Raw genomic sequence first — 19693 nt, 5'->3', positions numbered from 1 at the left:
GCTGTACGGCAGGACCGCGTGGGACTGGGCGTCGAAGAAGTTGCCGTACCAGATGCCCAGCAGGCCCAGCAGCAGCGGCGCGTTCTCCTCCGCCGGAGCGGTACGGAAGTGCTCGTCGACGGTGTGGAAACCGTCCAGCAGCTCCCGGAACCTCTCCGGGCCGATCGCGATCATCAGCGACAGACCGATCGCGGAGTCGAAGGAGTACCGGCCGCCGACCCAGTCCCAGAACTCGAACATGTTGTCCACGTCGATACCGAACCCGGTGACCTTCTCCGCGTTCGTCGACAGCGCCACGAAGTGCTTCGCCACGGCCTTGTCGTCACCGAGCGCGTCCAGCAGCCAGGTGCGGGCCGACGTGGCGTTCGTGATCGTCTCGATCGTCGTGAACGTCTTCGACGCCACGATGAACAGCGTCTCCGCCGGGTCCAGATCGCGGACCGCCTCGTGGAGGTCGGCGCCGTCCACGTTGGAGACGAACCGCACGGTCAGGCCACGGTCGGTGAAGGGACGCAGCGCCTCGAACGCCATCGCCGGACCGAGGTCCGAACCACCGATACCGATGTTGACGATGTTCTTGATCCGCTTGCCGGTGTGACCCGTCCACTCGCCCGAGCGGACCCGGTCGGCGAAACCGGCCATCCTGTCCAGCACCGCGTGCACGGCCGGGACCACGTTCTCCCCGTCGACCTCGACCACCGCGTCCCGGGGCGCGCGCAGCGCGGTGTGCAGCACCGCCCGGTCCTCGGTCGTGTTGATCCGGTCACCACGGAACATCGCGTCCCGCTGCCCGAACACATCGGTGGCGACGGCCAGTTCCTGGAGCAGGGCCAGGGTCTCGTCGGAGACCTGGTGCTTGCTGTAGTCGATGTGCAGGTCGCCCACCCGGACGACATAGCGCTCGGCCCGGCCGGGGTCGGCGGCGAACAGCTCGCGCAGGTGCGGCTGACCGCCGGCGCGGTGGTCGGCCAGGGCCGTCCACTCGGGGCGCCGGGTGAGCTTGGGGGTGTCTGACGATACGTCGGACATCAGGCGTTCTCCTTGGGTGCCTCGCCGGTCAGGGCGATGGCGTACATCTCGTCCGCGTCGAGGCGACGCAGTTCCTCGGCGATGAGCTCCGAGGTGGGGCGGACCTTCAGGGCCAGGGTGCGCGGCGGCTGGCCCGGCAGGGTCAGCGTGGCGAGGGGGCCCTCGGGGCGGTCGATGACGATCTCGCCGTCCGCGGTGCCGAGCCGCACGGCGGTGACCACCGGGCCGTCGGAGACCACCCGGTCCACCTTCACGTGCAGGCGGGCCTCCAGCCAGCGCGCGAGCAGCTCGGCGCTCGGGTTCTCCGCCTCCGCCTCCACGGCGGCCGACGTCACCTTGACGCGCGCCTGGTCCAGCGCGGCCGCGAGCATCGAACGCCACGGGGTGAGCCGGGTCCAGGCCAGGTCGGTGTCGCCGGGCGCGTAGGTGCGGGCACGGGTGTCCAGCACCGCCAGCGGGTTGTCGACCGCGTACAGGTCGGTGATCCGGCGCTGGGCCAGCGCGCCGAGCGAGTCCTTCGCGGGGGCCTCCGGGGCGTCCACCGGCCACCAGACGACCACGGGGGCGTCGGGCAGCAGCAGCGGCAGCACCACGGAACCCGCGTGGTCGGACACCTCGCCGTAGGTGCGCAGGACGACCGTCTCGCCCGCGCCGGCCTCGGAGCCGACCCGGACCTCGGCGTCGAGCCGGGAGCCGGTGCGGTCGCGCAGGCGTGCGTGGCGCTTGATGACGACCAGGGTGCGCGAGGGGTGTTCGTGCGAGGCTTCCTCGGCCGCCTTGATGGCGTCGTAGGCGTTCTCCTCGTCCGTGACGATGACCATCGTCAGGACCATGCCCACGGCCGGGGTGCCGATGGCGCGGCGGCCCTCGATCAGCGCCTTGTTGATCTTGCTTGCCGTGGTGTCGGTCAGGTCGATCTTCATGGCCTGCGCCAGCTCCGTCCGTCTCGTGCGAGCATCTCGTCCGCTTCCTCGGGTCCCCAGCTGCCGGACGCGTACTGCGCCGGCTTGCCGTGCTCGTTCCAGTAGCGCTCGATCGGGTCGAGGATCTTCCAGGACTCTTCCACTTCCTGGGTGCGCGGGAACAGGTTGGCGTCGCCGAGCAGCACGTCCAGGATGAGCCGCTCGTACGCCTCGGGGCTGGACTCGGTGAAGGACTCGCCGTAGGCGAAGTCCATCGACACGTCCCGGATCTCCATCGAGGTGCCCGGCACCTTGGAGCCGAACCGCACGGTCATGCCCTCGTCCGGCTGGACGCGGATGACGATCGCGTTCTGGCCCAGCTCCTCCGTGGCGGTGGAGTCGAACGGCGAGTGCGGGGCGCGCTTGAACACGACCGCGATCTCGGTGACCCGACGGCCCAGCCGCTTGCCGGTCCGCAGGTAGAACGGCACGCCCGCCCATCGGCGGTTGTCGATCTCCAGCTTCAGCGCCGCGTAGGTGTCGGTCTTCGACTTGGGGTCGATACCGTCCTCGTCGAGGTAGCCGACGACCTTCTCGCCGCCCTGCCAGCCGGTGGCGTACTGGCCGCGCACGGTGTGCTCGCCCAGCTCGTCCGGGAGGCGGACCGACTTCAGGACCTTCAGCTTCTCGGTGAGCAGCGAGTCCGCGTCGAACGCGATCGGCTCCTCCATGGCGGTGAGCGCCATGAGCTGGAGCAGGTGGTTCTGGATCACGTCACGGGCGGCGCCGATGCCGTCGTAGTACCCGGCGCGGCCGCCGATGCCGATGTCCTCGGCCATCGTGATCTGCACGTGGTCCACGTAGGACCGGTTCCAGATGGGCTCGTACATCTGGTTGGCGAACCGGAGCGCCATGATGTTCTGGACGGTCTCCTTGCCCAGGTAGTGGTCGATCCGGAACACCTGGTCCGGCTCGAACACCTCGTGCACGACCTTGTTCAGCTCGTGCGCGCTCTGAAGGTCGTGACCGAACGGCTTCTCGATGACCGCGCGGCGCCAGGAGCCCTCGGGGGCGTCCGCCAGGCCGTGCTTCTTGAGCTGCCGGACGACCTTGGGGAAGAACTTCGGCGGCACCGAGAGGTAGTACGCGAAGTTGCCGCCGGTGCCCCGGGAGGCGTCCAGCTCGTCGACCGCCTGCTTGAGCTGGTCGAAGGCGGTGTCGTCGTCGAAGTCGCCGGGGATGAAGCGCATGCCCTCGGCGAGCTGCTGCCACACCTCCTCGCGGAACGGCGTACGGGCGTGCTCCTTGACCGCGTCGTGGACCACCTGCGCGAAGTCCTGGTCCTCCCAGTCGCGGCGGGCGAAGCCCACCAGGGAGAAGCCCGGCGGCAGCAGACCGCGGTTGGCGAGGTCGTAGACGGCGGGCATCAGCTTCTTGCGGGACAGGTCGCCCGTGACACCGAAGATCACCAGGCCGGACGGGCCCGCGATGCGGGGCAGCCGTCGGTCCTGGGGGTCGCGCAGCGGGTTGTCCCACTCGGCGGCCGGCGTGAGGGGGACCTGGAGGTCCTCGGCCTCACGGACCGCGGCGGGCTTCGCCTTGGTCCGCGTCCCGCGCGCCTTGGTCCCGGCCGCGGCGGCCGGCCCGGTGTCCGCCTTCGGCTCGGCCCCGGCGGACTTCGCCGCCTTCGGCTCGCCTGACTTGCTCGTCATTACGCGTCCACTCCCTTGCTCTTCAGGGACTCGGTCACGGCGTCCAGCAGCTCCAGCCAGGCCGCCTCGAACTTGGCGACGGCCTCGTCCTCGAGCTGCTGGACGACCTCGTCGTAGGAGATGCCCAGCTTCTCCACGGCGGCGAGGTCGGCGCGGGCCTGCTCGTAGCGGCCGGTCACCGTGTCACCGGTGATGTCGCCGTGGTCGGCGGTGGCCTTGAGCGTGCCCTCGGGCATGGTGTTGACGGTGCCGGGGGCGACCAGCTCGTCCACGTACAGGGTGTCCTTGTACGCCGGGTCCTTCACGCCGGTGGAGGCCCACAGCGGGCGCTGCTTGTGGGCGGCGGCGGTGGCCAGCGCCTGCCAGCGGGCGGAGGCGAAGACATCCTCGTACGCCTCGTAGGCCAGACGGGCGTTGGCGAGGGCGGCGCGGCCCTTCAGGCCGAGGGCCTCGTCGGTGCCGATCGCGGTCAGGCGCTTGTCGATCTCGGAGTCCACGCGGGACACGAAGAAGGACGCCACCGAGTGGATCCGCGCGAGGTCCAGGCCGCGCTCCTTGGCCTTCTCCAGACCGGCCAGGTAGGCGTCCATGACCGCGCGGTAGCGCTCCAGGGAGAAGATCAGGGTCACGTTGACGCTGATGCCCAGGCCGATGACCTCGGTGATCGCCGGGAGGCCCGCCTCGGTGGCCGGGATCTTGATCATCACGTTGGGGCGGTCGACCAGCCAGAACAGCTGCTTGGCCTCGGCGACCGTGGCGACGGTGTTGTGGGCCAGACGGGGGTCGACCTCGATGGAGACCCGGCCGTCACGGCCGTCGGTGGCGTCGTACACGCCGCGCAGCACGTCGGCGGCGTCGCGCACGTCGGCGGTCGTCATCATCCGCACGGCCTCGTCGACCGTGACACCGCGCACCGCCAGATCGGTGAGCTGCTCCTCGTAACCCTCGCCGGAGCCGATGGCGGCCTGGAAGATCGAGGGGTTGGTGGTGACGCCGACGACGCCGCCGTCCGACACGAGGGCGGCCAGGTCGCCCGAGGTGATCCGCTTGCGCGACAGGTCGTCCAGCCAGACCGACACGCCCTCGTCGGCGAGACGCTTGAGGGCTCCGGGGGTGCTGATTGCTTCGGTCACAGTGCTCATCTTTCTTCGTCGCGTGTTTCTTTGTCGCGTGGGATCAGGCGGTCGCGGCGGCCAGCGAGGCGCGGGCGGCGGCGGTGACGTTCTCGGGGGTGAAGCCGTACTCGGCGAACAGCGTGTTCGCGTCGGCGGAGGCGCCGAAGTGCTCCAGGGAGACGATGCGGCCCGCGTCACCCGTGAAGCGGTACCAGGTCAGGCCGATGCCGGCCTCGACGGCGACGCGCGCCTTCACGGCGGCGGGCAGGACGCTCTCGCGGTAGGCGGCCGGCTGCTGCTCGAACCACTCCACGCACGGCATGGACACCACGCGCGTGCCGGTGCCCTCGGCCTCCAGGGCGTCACGGGCGGCCATCGCGAGCTGGACCTCCGAGCCCGTCGCCATGATGATCACCTCCGGGACCTCGGTCGAGGAGTCGGCGAGGACGTAGCCGCCCTTGGCCGCGTCCTCGTTCGGAGCGTACGTCGGCACGCCCTGACGGGTGAGCGCGAGACCGTGCGGGGCCGGGTCGGTGGCGTGCCTCTTCAGGATCTCGGCCCAGGCGATCGCGGTCTCGTTGGCGTCCGCCGGGCGGACGACGTTCAGGCCCGGGATGGCGCGCAGCGAGGCGAGGTGCTCGACCGGCTGGTGGGTCGGGCCGTCCTCGCCCAGACCGATGGAGTCGTGGGTCCACACGTAGGTGACCGGGAGCTGCATCAGGGCCGACATACGGACGGCGTTGCGCATGTAGTCGGAGAACACCAGGAAGGTGCCGCCGTAGATGCGGGTGTTGCCGTGCAGGGCGATGCCGTTCATCTCCGCGGCCATGGAGAACTCGCGGATACCGAAGTGGACCGTACGGCCGTACGGGTTCGCCTCGGGCAGCGGGTTGCCCTTCGGCAGGAAGGAGCTGGTCTTGTCGATCGTGGTGTTGTTGGAGCCGGCGAGGTCGGCCGAGCCGCCCCACAGCTCCGGCAGCACCGGGCCGAGCGCCTGGAGGATCTTGCCCGAGGCGGCACGGGTCGCGACGGACTTGCCCTCCTCGAACACCGGCAGCGCGTCCTGCCAGCCCTCGGGCAGCTCGCCCTTGGAGACGCGGTCGAACAGCGCGGCGCGCTCGGGCTGGGCGGTGCGCCACTCGGCGATCTTCTTGTCCCAGGCGGCGTGCGCCTCGGCACCCCGGTCCAGGGCGCGGCGGGCGTGGCGCAGGACCTCGTCGGAGACCTCGAAGGTCTGCTCCGGGTCGAAGCCGAGGACGCGCTTGGTGGCCGCGATCTCCTCGTCGCCGAGCGCGGAGCCGTGGGACGCCTCGGTGTTCTGCGCGGTCGGCGCGGGCCAGGCGATGATCGTGCGCATGGCGATGATGGAGGGGCGGCCGGTCTCGGCCTTGGCGGCCTCCAGCGCGGCGTGCAGCGCGGGGACGTCCACGTCGCCCTCGGCGGTGGGCTCGATGCGCTGGGTGTGCCAGCCGTACGCCTCGTACCGCCCCAGCACGTCCTCGGAGAAGGCGGTCTCGGTGTCGCCCTCGATGGAGATGTGGTTGTCGTCGTAGAGGAAGACCAGGTTGCCGAGCTTCTGGTGGCCGGCCAGCGAGGACGCCTCGGCGGAGACGCCCTCCTCCAGGTCGCCGTCGGAGACGATCGCCCAGATGGTGTGGTCGAAGGGGGAGGTGCCCTCGGGGGCCTCCGGGTCGAAGAGACCGCGCTCGTAGCGGGCGGCCATCGCCATGCCCACCGCGTTGGCGGCACCCTGGCCGAGCGGGCCGGTGGTGGTCTCCACACCGGCCGTGTGGCCGTACTCCGGGTGCCCGGGGGTCTTGGAGCCCTGGGTGCGGAACGCCTTGAGGTCGTCCAGCTCCAGCTCGTAGCCGGCGAGGAAGAGCTGGGTGTAGAGGGTCAGCGAGGTGTGACCGGGGGACAGCACGAAGCGGTCACGGCCGGTCCACTCCGGGTCCGCCGGGTCGTGCTTCATCACCTTCTGAAAGATCGTGTACGCGGCAGGCGCGAGGCTCATCGCGGTGCCGGGGTGGCCGTTGCCGACCTTCTGCACCGCATCGGCCGCGAGAAGCCGGGCCGTGTCGACGGCACGGCGGTCGAGATCGGTCCAGTCGAAGCTCTCGGGTGTCTGCGTGCTCATCTTCAAGAAGTCCTCTTCAGAAGCAGGGATGCTGGTCAAACGCGTTCAAACTTAAAAGTCTGACTTTTTCGCGGAAAGGTCGGGGTGTGTCAGCCTGTGGTGAATCTGGGACACCGATCGCTTGATAGGAACGGCAAATCGAACATGGCGGACAGATCGCCTCAAGGTGCGGGCCGTGTCACGGACGGTGACGGCATCAGGACCTTCCCCTTCCCGACCGAGCTGGCCGTCGGAGGTGTCGGCATGCAGGTCGGCGCCATGGGGGAGGACCGCACCTGGCATGCGGATGCCCCGCTGGACCGGGTCCACCGCATCGACTTCCACGTGGTGATGCTCTTCACCGAGGGGCCGGTCCGGCACATGATCGACTTCGCGGAGCACGAGGCCGGCGAGGGCGACCTGCTCTGGATCAGGCCGGGCCAGGTCCACCGCTTCTCCCGCACCAGCCGGTACCGGGGCACCGTGCTGACCATGCAGCCCGGCTTCCTGCCCCGCGCCACCGTCGAGGCCACCGGCCTGTACCGCTACGACCTGCCGCCCCTGCTGCACCCCGACCCGGCGCAGCTCGCCGCGCTGAAGCACTCCCTCGCCCAGCTCGGCCGCGAGTACGAGGACACCTCGACCCTGCCGCTCAGCCTGCACACCGCCGTCCTGCGGCACAGCCTCACCGCGTTCCTGCTCCGCCTCGCCCACCTCGCGGCCAGCTCCGCCGAGGCGGACCGGGGGCAGGCGGACACCACCTTCACCCTGTTCCGGGACGCGGTGGAGCGCGGCTTCGCCACCAACCACAGCGTCAACGCCTACGCGGACGCGCTCGGTTACTCCCGCCGCACCCTCGTCCGCGCGGTCCGCGCCGCCACCGGACAGACCCCCAAGGGCTTCATCGACAAACGCGTCATCCTGGAGGCCAAGCGCCTCCTCGCCCACACGGACATGCCCATCGGCAGGGTCGGCGCGGCGATCGGCTTCCCGGACGCGGCCAACTTCTCCAAGTTCTTCCATCTGCACACCGGGGTCACGCCCGTGGGGTTCCGCGCGGAGCTGCGCTGACGCCTGGCCTTCATCCCGATGTCACGGTCCGGTCTCGCTTTGGTTGTGAAGACAACTTCCCTGGTTCTTCACGGGTCTCGCACACGCACAGTGCGAGAGAAGCTCAGGGGGGACCCATGAATCGTCCGGGACGATCGCAGGCGCCGGTTCGCGGCGCGCGCAAGGCGTGGCTCAAGGGAGTCGGGGCCGGGCTGCTGGTCTGCGCTCTTGTCACCGGGTGCGGCGGCGGGGACGACGAGAAGGCCGCGGCGGCCGTCGAGCCGGGGCCCACGGTGACGGTCACCGCGACCGTCACGGCCACACCGGCCCTGCTGGAGAGCCAGGTGGACAGCACGGTCGCCTCCGCGACCGGCGTGGCGAAGGAGCGCGGCTACCGCGTCGCCGCACATGACGCGAGCGACAAGGACGCGTCTCCGGCGGGTGACTGGACGGTCTGCTTCGAGAAGTACGGCCGGGACAGCGTCGACTTCGGGGCCGTCGCGTCCGGGGCGCCGTGTCCCAAGGCGGACGGCGGCCCGATCCCGTGGCCGACGATGCCGGGGGTGATCGGTCGTACGTACGCGGCCGCAGCCACGGCCGTCGGCGGGGTGACGAAGGGTGAGATCTCCGTCAAGGCGTCCTACAAGGACGAGCGGGTCGCCGGGGAGCACGACGACTGGAAGGTGTGCTTCCAGTCGCCGGACGCCGGGACGAAGGTCGTCGGCGACCGGGATGTCACGCTGTGGCTGACCAAGAGCGGGTGCCCGTCGGCGACGGGGACGTACAAGGACAAGACCAACGACCCGGACTACGCGCCGCCGGTCGCGGCGGACAGCGGTAGCGGTGGGTCCTCCAGCTCCTCCGGCGGCTCCGGCAGTTCCTCCTCCAGCACCTCCGGCGGCGGCGGCGCCGGCACCACCTGCGAGATCGTCTCCAACGCCGGGAACTGCTACAACGCGGGCCAGTTCTGCCGCAACGCCGACGTCGGCAGCTCCACCCACGCGGGGAACGGGCGGCTGATCTTCTGCCGGGACGAGGGCAGCAGGAACCGCTGGAACTACTGACGGGAACCGGCGCCGGGCTCCCGGGCCCGGCGCCGGCGGGCGGTGCGGCGGGTGAACCGCCCGGCGGTTCAGTGGGCGAAGGTGAACCAGTTCAGGTTCACGAAGTCGGCCGACTGGCCGCTGCTGAAGGTCAGATAGACGTCATGGGTCCCGGTGACCCCGCTGATGTTGGCCGGGATCGTCTGCCAGTTCTGCCAGCCGCCCGTGCCGGAGAGGGCGAAGCTGCCGACGGGGGCGTTGGACCGGCTGTCGAGCCGTACCTCCACCAGCCCGCCCACGCCCGACGCCGCCCCACTGGCCACCCGGGCCTTGAACTGAGTCGCCGCCGAGGAGCCGAAGTTGACGCCCTTGTACTGCGCCCAGTCGCCGTTGGCGAGGTGGCTGAGGTTCTGGCCGCCGCCGGAGTCCGTGGTCGTCTCGGTGTTCACGCCGGACTGGCCGTCGTAGGACTCGGCCTGGATGGTGCCGTAGGCGTCGCGGTTGCCGGAGGGCGGGGGAGTGGTGCCGCCACCGCCGCCGGACTGGAGCACCTGGACGTAGTCCACGGTCATCGGGTGGCCCGGCACGGTACCGCCGTCCGGACCGCCGCCGAACGCGTCCGGGAAGCCGCCGCCCATCGCCACGTTGAGGATGATGAAGTAACCGTGGTTCGTGGCGTTGGCCCACGTCGTCGCGTCCACCTGATCGGCGCGCACGGTGTGGAAGTTGACGTCGTCGACGTAGAAGCGGATCTGCTGGGGGCTGGTCGAGCGGTCCCACTCCATCGCGTAGGTGTGGAACCCGGACTGGCACGTACTGCCGGGACACGGACGGGAGTTGCCGATACCGGTGGTCTCGTTGCAGGGGCCGCCGGGGTTGGTGCCGCAGTGCATGGTGGACCACACGTTGTTCAGGCCCTGGACGTTCTCCATGATGTCCAGCTCACCGACACCGGGCCAGTTCCAGTAGTTGCCCCGGAACGGCGAGCCCAGCATCCAGAACGCGGGCCAGTAGCCCTTGGCCGCCGCGCCCGTGACGTTGGGCATCTGCACCCGCGCCTGCACCCGCAGCTTGCCGCCCGCCGGGGGCTGGAAGTCGGTGCGGTTGGTCTCGACGCGGCCCGAGGTCCAGCGGCCCGAGGAGTCGCGGCGCGGGGTGATCAGCAGGTTGCCGTTGCCGTCCAGCGCCACGTTGCTGGTGCTGTTGGTCATCGTCTCGATCTCGCCGGTGCCCCAGTTGGCCGCGCCGCCGGGATACGAGGTCCCGGTGGCGTACTGCCAGTTGGAGGTGTTGACACCGGAGCCGGCCGAGCCGTTGAAGTCGTCCAGGAACACCTGGGTCCAGCCGGACGGCGGCGTGGGCGCGGAGGCCCCGGCCGGGGCGACGGCCGCCAGCGCGGTCGCGGCCGCGACGCCCAGCGTGCCGATGGCGGCGGCCAGCGCCCGCCGGACGGAACGCCGGCGTCTGCCGCCGGCCGGGGAGGTACCGGAGGTTTCACTCATGGGGGTGCCTTCCGGGGTACGGGGTGAAGTGCGGGGATGCCTTTGAGAGCGCTCTCAAGGTGCCGACAATGTGCTCCCCGGGTCCCCGGGCGTCAAGGGTTGAAGCAAGGAAAGTCGTTGCGGGGGTGGGGAGTTCACGATCTGAAGGTGGGGGTGTGGGGGTGGGGTGCGGGCGGGGCGGATGAGCGGTCCCGCCTGGTCCCCTGCCCCCCATGCCATGATCGGACCACGCGCACCGGAAAGGGTTGAGACGTGAGGCTGACGATTCTGGGCGGTGGCGGGTTCCGCGTGCCGCTCGTGTACGGCGCGCTGCTGGCGGACCGCGGCGAGGGCCGGGTGGACGAGGTCGTCCTGCACGACGTGGACGCCGGGCGGCTCGACGCGGTCACCCGGGTGCTGGCCGAGCAGGCGGACGGGGTGCCGGACGCGCCTGTCGTGCGGGCCACCACCGAGCTGGACGAGGCGCTGCGCGGGGCCGACTTCGTGTTCTCCGCCATCCGGGTCGGCGGGCTGCGCGGGCGGGCCGAGGACGAGCGGGTGGCGCTGGCGGAGGGGGTGCTCGGCCAGGAGACCGTCGGCGCCGGGGGCATCGCCTACGGACTGCGTACCGTGCCCGTCGCCGTCGACATCGCCCGCCGGGTGGCCCGGCTCGCCCCCGACGCCTGGGTCATCAACTTCACCAACCCGGCCGGCCTGGTCACCGAGGCCATGTCCCGGCACCTCGGCGACCGCGTCATCGGCATCTGCGACTCCCCGGTCGGCCTCGGCCGCCGCGTCGCCCGCGCCCTCGGCGCCGACCCGCGCGAGGCGTTCGTCGACTACGTCGGACTCAACCACCTCGGCTGGGTACGCGGCCTGCGCGTCGCCGGACGCGACGAACTGCCGCGCCTGCTGGCCGACCCCGGCCGGCTCGGCTCCTTCGAGGAGGGCCGGCTGTTCGGCCCGGAGTGGCTGCGGTCCCTCGGCGCGATCCCCAACGAGTACCTGCACTACTACTACTTCAACCGCGAGACCGTCCGCGCCTACCAGGAGGCCGAACGGACCCGGGGTGCCTTCCTGCGCGAGCAGCAGTCCCGGTTCTACACCGACGCGCGGCGCCCCGGCGGCTCCGCGCTCGGCGCCTGGGAGGCCACCCGCGCCGAGCGCGAGGCGACGTACATGGCGGAGAACCGGGAGACCGCCGGGGCGGGGGAGCGCGAGGAGGAGGATCTGTCGGGCGGCTACGAGCAGGTCGCGCTCGCGCTGATGCGGGCCATCGCCCGCGACGAGCGCACCACCCTCATCCTGAACGTCCGCAACCGCTCCACGCTCGCCGCGCTGGACGCCGACGCGGTGATCGAGGTGCCGTGCCTGGTCGGCGCGGACGGCGCGCACCCGTTGGCCACGGACCCGCTGCCCGGCCACGCCGCCGGACTGGTCGGGTCGGTCAAGGCGGTGGAGCGGGAGGTGCTGGCCGCCGCCGAGTCGGGGTCGCGGGAGACGGCTGTGAAGGCGTTCGCGCTGCACCCCCTTGTCGACTCGGTCAACGTGGCCCGCAGGCTGGTCGAGGGTTACACCGCCGCGCACCCGGAGCTGGCGTATCTGGTGTGAACACGACGGAGGGCCGTTCCGCCGAACGGCCCTCCGTCGTGGTCAGTGCCCGGTCAGCCGGTGAAACCGGCCGTGATCGAGGTGAACTGCCAGGTGCTCTGGCTGATGCCGGAGCAGTTGCTCACCACACCCCCGCCGGGGCAGGGCCGGTCCCGGTTGACCGCCCAGTAGGCGAGCCGGGCGATGTGGTGCGAGTTGGACCAGTCGCGGATCTTCGTCCAGATCTCCGGCGTCGTGTTCTCCTGCTGGTCGGAGAGGCCGTTCATGCCGGAGATGCCGATGTGGGAGTACGCGGTGGCGTCGTCCCAGCCGAAGGTCGACTTCAGCTTGGCCTTCAGCCCCTCGGCCGCGTTGACCGTGTTGCCGTACATGTCCGAGCCGCCGCCGAAGTCGAACGGCATGATGGTGAACACGTCGATGTCGGCGCCGATCGACTTGGCCTGCTCGATGAGCCGGTTGCCGTAGTAGGTCGGACCCGTGGTCGTCGTGCCGAAGGTGACGATGGTCTTCAGGCCGGGGTTGTTCGCCTTGACCGTCTTCAGCGCGGTGAGGATCTTCGCCTGCACGGCCTCGTTCTCGAACTCGTCCGTGTTCTCGATGTCCATGTCGATCGATTTCAGCGAGTAGGCGTCGATCACCTTCTGGATCGCGCCCGCGAGCGCGCTCGCCGAGGAGCAGTTGGCGCCCAGCTTGCTGCCCTGCCAGCCGCCGAACGACGGGACGACGTCACCGCCCGCCGAGCGGATCTGGTTGATCGCGGTCTGGTCCACGCCGCCGGTCAGAGCCCTGCTGCCGTCCCAGGAGGGGTTGCAGCCGCCCGAGTCCAGCACGAACGCCATGGTGAACCACTTCACCCCGGTCGCGTTCATCACCGTCGCCGGTTTCGGCGGGTCGCCCCAGCCCTCGTACAGGTACGGCGCGGCCTGTTTGAAGCCGGTGCCGCCGCCCGAGCCCGCGCTGGTCGTCACGCTCACGGAGTTGGAGGCCCCGGAGCTGTTCCCGGCCGCGTCGCGCGCCTTCACCGTGAAGGTGTACGCCGTGCTCGGCGAGAGGCCGCTGACGGTGGCGCTGGTGCCGGAGACGCTGAGGACCTGGCTGGAGCCGCTGTAGATGTCGTAGGCCGTGACACCCACGTTGTCGGTCGCCGCGTTCCACTTCAGCGAGACGCTGGAGGAGGTCTTGCCGGTGGAGGCGAGGCCGCCCGGTGTGCTCGGCGCCTGCGTGTCCCCGCCGCCCCCGCCGCCCGGCCCGTCCAGGCTGATGTCGTCGGCCTGGTAGGCACCCTGCGCGTACCAGCCGTGCACGTACACGGTCGCGCTGGTCTGCGAGGCGCCGGTGGTGAAGGAGAGGCTGAGCTGGCTGTACGCCGAGGGGGAGGAGGCCCAGGTCGAGGAGCCGCCGTCCACCCCGAGGTAGACGTACGAGCCGCGGACCCAGCCGCTGAGGGTGTACGTGGTGTTCGGCTTCACGGAGACGGTCTGCGCGCACCGCGCGTTGTCGCTGGAACTCACCGCTCCCTGCAACGCCTTGGAGCCGCCGTGCACGGGGGAGGAGACGACCGAGCCGAGGTTGCCGGAGCAGGTCCAGGGGGACAGGCCGCCGGACTCGAAGCCGGGGTTGGTGAGCACGTTGGCCGCCTGCGCGGTGCCCGGCAGGGCGACGGCCCCGCCGAGCGCGAGAGCGGCGGTGCCGAGCAGGGCGAGAAGCCGGCGTCTGGGACGCCCGAGGATGTGTCGCACGCGATCTCCCTGTTGGTATGGGGGTGTTCGGGAGTGCACCGGGGTGCGGGAAGTGCGGAGCGGGCCTGCGGAGAGTGCGTCCCCAAAGTGGTGTGGACCAATCCAACTGTCAAGGGACAGCGCGGGATTGGTCCATACCGGGTGCGGGTGTGGCCGTCAGAGAGGAAGAGCGGCTCCAGCCGATGCCGGTGCCGACGCGGCGAGCCGCGCCGCGGGCGCGGGCAGCCGCATCTCCGCCTCCTCGGGCTCGTGCTCGTGCCCGGCGAGGTTCGCCGGACCGAGCGGGCGGGGCCCGGAGACCACCGCGTAGTCCTGCCCCAGGAACGGCGGCTCGACCGTGCCGGGGTCCTCGCCCAGCGCCAGCTGGACCGCTGCCCAGGGGGCGTTGACGCCGCACAGGGAGAGCTGGTGCAGCCCGCCCGCCGCGCGGGTGTTGACGTCGAGCAGCACCGGCCGGTCACCCAGCATGCGGAACTGGATGTTGGACAGGTAGTGCAGCCCGAAGCCCTCCGCGATCAGCCGGGCCGGCGCGAGCCAGCGCTCGTCCAGGGTGAAACCGCGCCGCCGCCCGTTCTTGGTGCGGCCCACCATCAGCCGGACGCGGTTGTCCGGGCCGGTCAGGCAGTCCACCGACACCTCCGGCTGCTCCAGCCTCGGCATCACCAGCAGGTCCACCGGCTCCTCGGCCTCGCGCAGCGCCGACACGGCCAGGTCGAGCTGCACGTACGGGCTCGGGAAGCCGTTCAGGTTCGCCAGCGAGAACGGCGAACGGGTGATCATCCGGAATCCCACGCCGCCCGCGCCCGAGGCGGGCTTGAAGCACGCCTTGTGCCCGGCGCCCTCCAGCTCCTCGACCGCGAAAATCAGTTCGTCCGCCGTGCGGACCCGGAACCACGGCGGCACCGGCACGCCCACCGAGCGGACCACCTCGTACGCGGTCACCTTGTCCTCGAAGACCGCCACCGCCTCGGGCGTCGGAGCCAGCAGGGCGGTGCCCACCGCGGCGAAGTCGGCGCGGTGCGCCACGATCGCGGTCTGGTGCAGCCGGGGCACGAAGACATCGATGCCACGCCGCGCGCACTGGTCGAGCGCGTACTCGACGTACCCGGCCGGGGACAGCCCCTCCGGCTCCAGCGCGGCGGTGTCGGCGGCGGCCAGCACGGGGGAGTCCGGGTCGCCGTGCGTCGCGTGGATCTCCACGGCGCGGTCGCTGGGGTTTCTCCGCAGCTGATCCATGAAGAACACGTTCTCCGCGTACGTGCGGTTGAGCCATACGCGTACGCGAGAGACCATGCGGGCCGCCTTTCGGGCGTTTTCGGGCACGACTGAGTGGTCCGCGCCCGGACAGGAGGAAGGAAGGGACACCAAACCGCCCTCGAAAAAGGGGAGTTGGGCGGTGAGTGTTGGGGCGATCATACGGCCTGCGCGGAGCCGTTCGTGCAACGCGCGTGTTACGGATTCACCCGGCCCGCAGGGAGTCCGGCACCCCGCGCGCACGGGCGGCTCTTGCCCGTCCCGGGGCCGGTGTGCTGTCGTGGTGCCGCTTCGCACACTGTCGTGGAAGGTCGGGTGCCGGGTGATCGAGGAGCTGCTGCCGGACGCGGTGGTCGCCGTGGAGTCCTACGGCCCGCCGGACGACGACCCGGACGCCGTGCTCTTCCCGGAGGAACGGGTGCTGGTGGCCCGCGCGGTGGCCAAGCGGCAGCGCGAGTTCGCCTCCGTACGCGTCTGCGCGCGGCGCGCGATGGAGAAGCTCGGCCTGCCCCCGGCGCCCGTGCCGACCGGCGAGCGCGGCGCCCCGCTCTGGCCGGACGGCGTGCTCGGCAGCATGACCCACTGCGACGGCTACCGGGGCGCGGCCCTCGCCCGTACGGGCGGCCTGGCCTCCCTCGGCATCGACGCGGAGGTGCACGAACCGCTGCCGGAGGGCGTGCTGGACTCCGTCTCCCTGCCCGCCGAACGGGACCGCCACCGGGCGCTGGCCGCGGCCCGCCCCGGCGTGCACTGGGACCGGCTGCTGTTCAGCGCCAAGGAGTCCGTCTACAAGGCGTGGTTCCCGCTGACCCGCTCCTGGCTGGACTTCCTGGAGGCCGACATCGAACTCCTCCCCACGCACGACGGCCGGGGCACCTTCCACGCCCGCCTCCTGGTCGAGGGCCCCTCGGTGGGCGGCACCCGCCTGACCGGCTTCACCGGCCACTGGCTCACCGGCGACGGCCTGGTCCTCACGGTGGTGGCGGTACCGGCGCCCTGACCCGGACTACGGGCACCAGGCCCGCAGCAGCTCGAAGAACTCGCCCTCGTTGCCCGTCAGACCCGCGCCCGCCAGGGCCTGTTCGGCCTCCGCCAGGACGGCCGGCGGGACCATGACCGGGACCGCGTCCGGCGGACTGTCCAGGGTGGCGCGGACGGTGTGCAGCAGCCGCAGGTACGCCTGGACGGCGGTGCGCTCACGGTCGGTCAGTACGGCGGTCGGCATCGGTCGGCTCCCCGGTCGGCGGCACGGTTCGCGCACGCTGGCGCCACGTACCGCCCCTCGCGGCACGCAGGGTCCCAGCTTGCCGTCCGCCACTGACAACGCGGTGGTTCCGGCCCGCCCGGCGTCGCCCGGACGGCTCAGGCCCGCGCTCAGCCCTGCGGGCCGGGATACCCCAGCGAGGTGCCGATGCGCCCCGCCACGTCGTCCCGGCGCACCGGGCCGCTCAGCGACGAACCCCGCATCCGGGTACGGCACTTGCTGGCGAGCAGCAGGCCGAAGGTCTCCGCGTCCCGTTCCTCGTCCTGGTCGAACCGGGTGCGCGCGGCGACCCGGTGCACGGCCGCCTGCAACGCCTCCCGGTCGGTGTCGTCGGTCAGCAGCCGGGTGGCCACACCCATCCCGGGCACAGCGGACCGGTGGCCGGTGTGGTCGGCCTGCATGTGCCACAGCTCATGGCCGAGGATCACCAACTGGTGGTCGGCGGCGGTGCGTTCCTCCACCACGACCAGATCGCGGTCGGTCATGTCCAGCCACAGCCCGCTGGCCGTGCCGGGCGGGAAGACCGCCGTACGGAAGTGCACCGGACGCCCGCGTCTGCGGCTCATCGCCGAGCACAGCGAGCGGTACAGCTCCTCGGGCGGCACCGGGGCGGACCGCCGGTCGACCTGCCCGACCAGTTCGGCGCAGAGCCGCCGCATGCCCCGTGCGATGCCCGCCGGCCTCATCCCGTTCACGACTCCGGCTGCCGGACGCTCTCCAGGAGCATGTCCAGCCACTCCGCGACCTTGTCCCGGTGCTGGTCGGTGGGGAGCTGGGCGGCCCGCCAGGCGATCCCGCGCACCCCGTGGTCCTGGAGCAGCCGTTCCAGGGGGTCCTGGGCGGCACCGGAGGCGGCCCGCTCCCGGTCCGCCAGCTTCTGCAGCAGCTCCTGCTCGATGTGCTGCAGCGCGCCCGCCAGGGCCTCGGGGTCCTCCGCCGTGAGGAAGCCGGCGTGTACGTGGAAGAAGCGCTGGATGGCGTCGCAGTGCTCCATGGTGGGACGGCGGTCGCCGTTGATCAGGGCGCCCGCCTGCTGCCGGGACATGCCCGCGCCGTCCGCGATCTCCTGCTGGGTGTATCTGCGCCCGCCGGGCTTCAGTCTCGTGCGGCGCAGCAGGTCCAGGCGCTGCAGGAAACGGGCCTGTACGTCGGGTTCGCCGGCCGGGCGGCCGCACAGCAGCGCCTTGACGACCGGTTCCGGGACCCCGCTGCCGGCCGAGAGCCGGGCGGTGTCGAAGACCTCGCCGTGCGGGACGCCGAGCCGGTCGGCGAGCGCGGTGACGCGGGCGGCGACGGCCGGAAGCTGAGCGGTCGCCGCGGTGCCCGGATTCTCGTAGCCATCCGTCACCGACAGAACTCCTACGTCTCTCAAGGGCCGCGCGAGACCGGGCGCGCTTGTCACCCCTGGCCGCCGTGAACATCCCGGAGAGTAGCCCGTGGTTCGAACTCCCATCCAGGTCTCGCCACAACTGTGGCGAATTTCAGCCGTCAACAGGCATGAAATGCCACGATAGTTGACACGGCTCTCGTCGGGGCAGCAGGATCGCAGCGCCGCGTGCTGCGGCCAGGGCAAGAGGGGTGACCACCCGATGGCACATCAGGCGGGAGGACGGCGGCCGGTTTCCCGGTCCGTCCCCGAGGGCTGTGAGGCGCGGGCGTATCTGGACGACTACGCGGCCGTGGTGGAGGCTGCCCCGTTCCCCTCCTTCGTCGTGGACCACCGCTGGGACGTCGTGGCGGCCAACGACGCCTTCGCCGCCCTCTTCGCGCAGGTGCGGCAGCACCCCACGGCGATGCCCGGCGACAACTTCCTGAGGTTCGTCCTCTTCCACCCCGACGCGGGGCGCGTGCTCGGCGAGCACGAGCCGGCCTGGTGCCTGCCGATGCTGGCCCAGCTCAAAACCGCGCTGGAGGGGTACTGCCACGACCACGGACTCCAGGCGATCCGCCGGGACGTGGCCCGCGACCCGATCATGGAGGCGGCCTACCGGCAGGGCCTTCCGCACTGGATGCGCGCCGTCGGCGAGAGCGCCGCCAGGCTCGACGGCGCCGTACGCCTCCTGCACCACCCGGACCCGCGCCGGGGCACCGCCGAGTGCCGGGTCGTGGACGAGACCCCGCCCCTGCTGCGCGACCTGGGGCACCGCCGGCTGACGATGATCCCCCGGCAGCCGTCCGCCGCCCGGCGCGCGCACCTGACGGTCGTCCGCACCCCGCAGACCTGACCCGGCCCCGTCGGTGTTCAGGTCACCGGCGGCGCCGGGTCATCCGCACCAGCGGGCGTCCCGGTTACGCAAACCGCTTGCGTAAGTTGCGCTACCCTTGCGCGCATGACGCGACGACTTGCGGAAGTGGCGAAGAAGGTCGGGGTCAGCGAGGCCACGGTCAGCCGGGTGCTCAACGGCAAGCCCGGAGTCTCCGAAGCCACCCGGCAGTCCGTCCTCACCGCCCTGGACGTGCTCGGCTACGAGCGGCCCACCCAGCTGCGCGGCGAACGCGCCCGCCTGGTCGGCCTGGTCCTGCCCGAGCTGCAGAACCCGATCTTCCCCGCCTTCGCCGAGGTCATCGGCGGCGCGCTGGCCCAGCTCGGCCTGACCCCGGTGCTGTGCACCCAGACCAAGGGTGGCGTCTCGGAGGCCGACTACGTCGAACTCCTGCTCCAGCAGCAGGTCTCCGGAGTCGTCTTCGCCGGCGGACTGTACGCCCAGGCCGACGCCCCGCACGACCACTACCGCCGGCTCGCCGACCGCAGCATCCCGGTCGTGCTGGTCAACGCCGCGATAGAGCACCTCGGCTTCCCCGCCGTCTCCTGCGACGACACGGTCGCCGTGGAACAGGCGTGGCGCCACCTCGCCTCCCTCGGCCACGAGCGCATCGGGCTGGTCCTCGGCCCCGACGACCACGTGCCCTCCGCCCGCAAGCTCGCCGCCGCGCGCGCCCTCGCGGGTGATCTGCCGGACGACCGCGTGGCCCGCGCGATCTTCTCCATCGAGGGCGGCCACGCCGCCGCCTCCCGGCTCATCGACCGGGGCGTCACCGGCATCATCTGCGCCAGCGACCCCCTTGCGCTCGGCGCCGTACGGGCCGCCCGGCGCAAGGGGCTCGACGTGCCAGGAAGCGTCTCGGTCGTCGGCTACGACGACTCCGCCTTCATGAACTGCACCGAGCCCCCGCTCACCACCGTGCGCCAGCCCATCGAGGCCATGGGCCGCGCCGCCGTGGAACTGCTGAACGCGCAGATCGGCGGCACCGCGGTCCCGGCCGAGGAGCTGCTGTTCGAGCCCGAGCTGGTCGTCCGGGGCTCCACCGCGCAAGCGCCGCGCGACTGAGAGCACCGGGAGCCGTCCGGCTGTCGAATAATTACAGATTCTGCGCGA

At 71.5% G+C, this 19693-nt stretch carries 17 protein-coding genes; 6 read left to right on the top strand and 11 right to left on the bottom strand.

All coding sequences use genetic code 11. The features are described from left to right. From pgi to tkt, 5 genes are all read right to left on the bottom strand, one after another. The coding region (gene pgi, locus ABZ898_RS27450; RefSeq protein WP_361664359.1) for a glucose-6-phosphate isomerase at positions 1-1029 on the bottom strand (1029 nt) is incomplete at its 3' end. Beyond that, positions 1029-1952: a glucose-6-phosphate dehydrogenase assembly protein OpcA gene (opcA, locus tag ABZ898_RS27445; protein WP_361664356.1), complete on the bottom strand. Its 924-nt coding sequence runs from the start codon at positions 1950-1952 to the stop codon at positions 1029-1031. The genes opcA and pgi, both read right to left, overlap by 1 nt. Next, on the bottom strand, positions 1949-3643 hold the full coding sequence (gene zwf, locus ABZ898_RS27440; protein ID WP_361664353.1) for a glucose-6-phosphate dehydrogenase: 1695 nt from the start codon (positions 3641-3643) through the stop codon (positions 1949-1951). The genes opcA and zwf overlap by 4 nt, the downstream gene beginning before the upstream one ends. Further along, positions 3643-4785 (bottom strand): transaldolase, encoded by a 1143-nt coding sequence (tal, locus tag ABZ898_RS27435; protein ID WP_361664350.1) that lies wholly within the window; start codon positions 4783-4785, stop codon positions 3643-3645. The genes zwf and tal overlap by 1 nt, the downstream gene beginning before the upstream one ends. Positions 4786-4819: 34 nt before the next feature. Continuing rightward, complete coding sequence (gene tkt / locus ABZ898_RS27430; RefSeq protein ID WP_361664347.1) at positions 4820-6895, bottom strand: transketolase; 2076 nt, start codon at positions 6893-6895, stop codon at positions 4820-4822. 144 nt (positions 6896-7039) lie between these two features. Between tkt and ABZ898_RS27425 the strand changes: the two genes are divergently transcribed. Both ABZ898_RS27425 and ABZ898_RS27420 read left to right on the top strand, forming a co-directional pair. Further along, a complete protein-coding gene (locus ABZ898_RS27425; protein ID WP_361664343.1) occupies positions 7040-7945 on the top strand; it encodes an AraC family transcriptional regulator in 906 nt (301 codons plus the stop codon). 116 nt (positions 7946-8061) lie between these two features. Continuing rightward, on the top strand, positions 8062-8988 hold the full coding sequence (locus ABZ898_RS27420) for a hypothetical protein (protein WP_361664340.1): 927 nt from the start codon (positions 8062-8064) through the stop codon (positions 8986-8988). 68 nt (positions 8989-9056) lie between these two features. Here the strand turns inward: ABZ898_RS27420 and ABZ898_RS27415 are convergent, their stop codons facing one another. After that, a complete protein-coding gene (locus ABZ898_RS27415) occupies positions 9057-10469 on the bottom strand; it encodes a glycoside hydrolase family 16 protein (protein ID WP_361664337.1) in 1413 nt (470 codons plus the stop codon). A gap of 252 nt (positions 10470-10721) precedes the next feature. On the opposite strand from ABZ898_RS27415, the gene ABZ898_RS27410 reads away from it, so the two are divergent. After that, positions 10722-12059, top strand: coding sequence for a 6-phospho-beta-glucosidase (locus ABZ898_RS27410; RefSeq protein WP_361664334.1), 1338 nt, complete (start codon positions 10722-10724; stop codon positions 12057-12059). Between the two features lie 53 nt (positions 12060-12112). On the opposite strand, the gene ABZ898_RS27405 is transcribed toward ABZ898_RS27410, so the two are convergent. Then, a complete protein-coding gene (locus tag ABZ898_RS27405; RefSeq protein WP_361664331.1) occupies positions 12113-13798 on the bottom strand; it encodes a carbohydrate binding domain-containing protein in 1686 nt (561 codons plus the stop codon). A gap of 156 nt (positions 13799-13954) precedes the next feature. Beyond that, positions 13955-15091, bottom strand: coding sequence for an ATP-grasp domain-containing protein (locus tag ABZ898_RS27400; protein WP_361664329.1), 1137 nt, complete (start codon positions 15089-15091; stop codon positions 13955-13957). A 283-nt stretch (positions 15092-15374) separates the two neighbouring features. Between ABZ898_RS27400 and ABZ898_RS27395 the strand changes: the two genes are divergently transcribed. After that, positions 15375-16052, top strand: a complete 678-nt coding sequence (locus tag ABZ898_RS27395) for a 4'-phosphopantetheinyl transferase superfamily protein (protein ID WP_361664371.1) — start codon at positions 15375-15377, stop codon at positions 16050-16052. A 6-nt stretch (positions 16053-16058) separates the two neighbouring features. Here ABZ898_RS27395 and ABZ898_RS27390 read toward each other — a convergent pair whose 3' ends face one another. The 3 genes from ABZ898_RS27390 to ABZ898_RS27380 form a co-directional block, all read right to left on the bottom strand. Then, positions 16059-16277: a hypothetical protein gene (locus ABZ898_RS27390; protein WP_361664326.1), complete on the bottom strand. Its 219-nt coding sequence runs from the start codon at positions 16275-16277 to the stop codon at positions 16059-16061. 149 nt (positions 16278-16426) lie between these two features. Further along, on the bottom strand, positions 16427-16975 hold the full coding sequence (locus ABZ898_RS27385) for a toxin-antitoxin system, toxin component (protein WP_361664368.1): 549 nt from the start codon (positions 16973-16975) through the stop codon (positions 16427-16429). Positions 16976-17007: 32 nt separating this feature from the next. Beyond that, entirely contained in the window at positions 17008-17664 is a 657-nt protein-coding gene (locus tag ABZ898_RS27380) for a helix-turn-helix transcriptional regulator (RefSeq protein ID WP_361664323.1), read from the bottom strand. Between the two features lie 241 nt (positions 17665-17905). Here ABZ898_RS27380 and ABZ898_RS27375 point away from each other — a divergent pair, with 241 nt between their 5' ends. Together ABZ898_RS27375 and ABZ898_RS27370 are read left to right on the top strand one after the other, a co-directional pair. Next, a complete protein-coding gene (locus ABZ898_RS27375; protein WP_361664321.1) occupies positions 17906-18541 on the top strand; it encodes a hypothetical protein in 636 nt (211 codons plus the stop codon). Between the two features lie 105 nt (positions 18542-18646). After that, complete coding sequence (locus tag ABZ898_RS27370; RefSeq protein ID WP_361664318.1) at positions 18647-19645, top strand: LacI family DNA-binding transcriptional regulator; 999 nt, start codon at positions 18647-18649, stop codon at positions 19643-19645. Positions 19646-19693 lie beyond the last annotated feature (48 nt).

Source organism: Streptomyces sp. NPDC046860 (assembly GCF_040645115.1).
Classification (GTDB): Bacteria; Actinomycetota; Actinomycetes; order Streptomycetales; family Streptomycetaceae; genus Streptomyces.
Note: the sequence above shows the minus strand (reverse complement) of the source record. Positions and strands in the feature narration are given on the sequence as shown.

Bases quoted from the DNA above. Each gene is read 5' to 3' on its own strand.
- ABZ898_RS27415 (WP_361664337.1), bottom strand. From the start codon at position 10,469: ATGAGTGAAACCTCCGGTACCTCCCCGGCCGGCGGCAGACGCCGGCGT.
- ABZ898_RS27375 (WP_361664321.1), top strand. From the start codon at position 17,906: ATGGCACATCAGGCGGGAGGACGGCGGCCGGTTTCCCGGTCCGTCCCC.
- ABZ898_RS27400 (WP_361664329.1), bottom strand. From the start codon at position 15,091: ATGGTCTCTCGCGTACGCGTATGGCTCAACCGCACGTACGCGGAGAAC.
- ABZ898_RS27390 (WP_361664326.1), bottom strand. From the start codon at position 16,277: ATGCCGACCGCCGTACTGACCGACCGTGAGCGCACCGCCGTCCAGGCG.
- zwf (WP_361664353.1), bottom strand. From the start codon at position 3,643: ATGACGAGCAAGTCAGGCGAGCCGAAGGCGGCGAAGTCCGCCGGGGCC.
- ABZ898_RS27385 (WP_361664368.1), bottom strand. From the start codon at position 16,975: ATGCGGCGGCTCTGCGCCGAACTGGTCGGGCAGGTCGACCGGCGGTCC.
- ABZ898_RS27425 (WP_361664343.1), top strand. From the start codon at position 7,040: ATGGCGGACAGATCGCCTCAAGGTGCGGGCCGTGTCACGGACGGTGAC.
- ABZ898_RS27420 (WP_361664340.1), top strand. From the start codon at position 8,062: ATGAATCGTCCGGGACGATCGCAGGCGCCGGTTCGCGGCGCGCGCAAG.
- tkt (WP_361664347.1), bottom strand. From the start codon at position 6,895: ATGAGCACGCAGACACCCGAGAGCTTCGACTGGACCGATCTCGACCGC.
- tal (WP_361664350.1), bottom strand. From the start codon at position 4,785: ATGAGCACTGTGACCGAAGCAATCAGCACCCCCGGAGCCCTCAAGCGT.
- ABZ898_RS27370 (WP_361664318.1), top strand. From the start codon at position 18,647: ATGACGCGACGACTTGCGGAAGTGGCGAAGAAGGTCGGGGTCAGCGAG.
- opcA (WP_361664356.1), bottom strand. From the start codon at position 1,952: ATGAAGATCGACCTGACCGACACCACGGCAAGCAAGATCAACAAGGCG.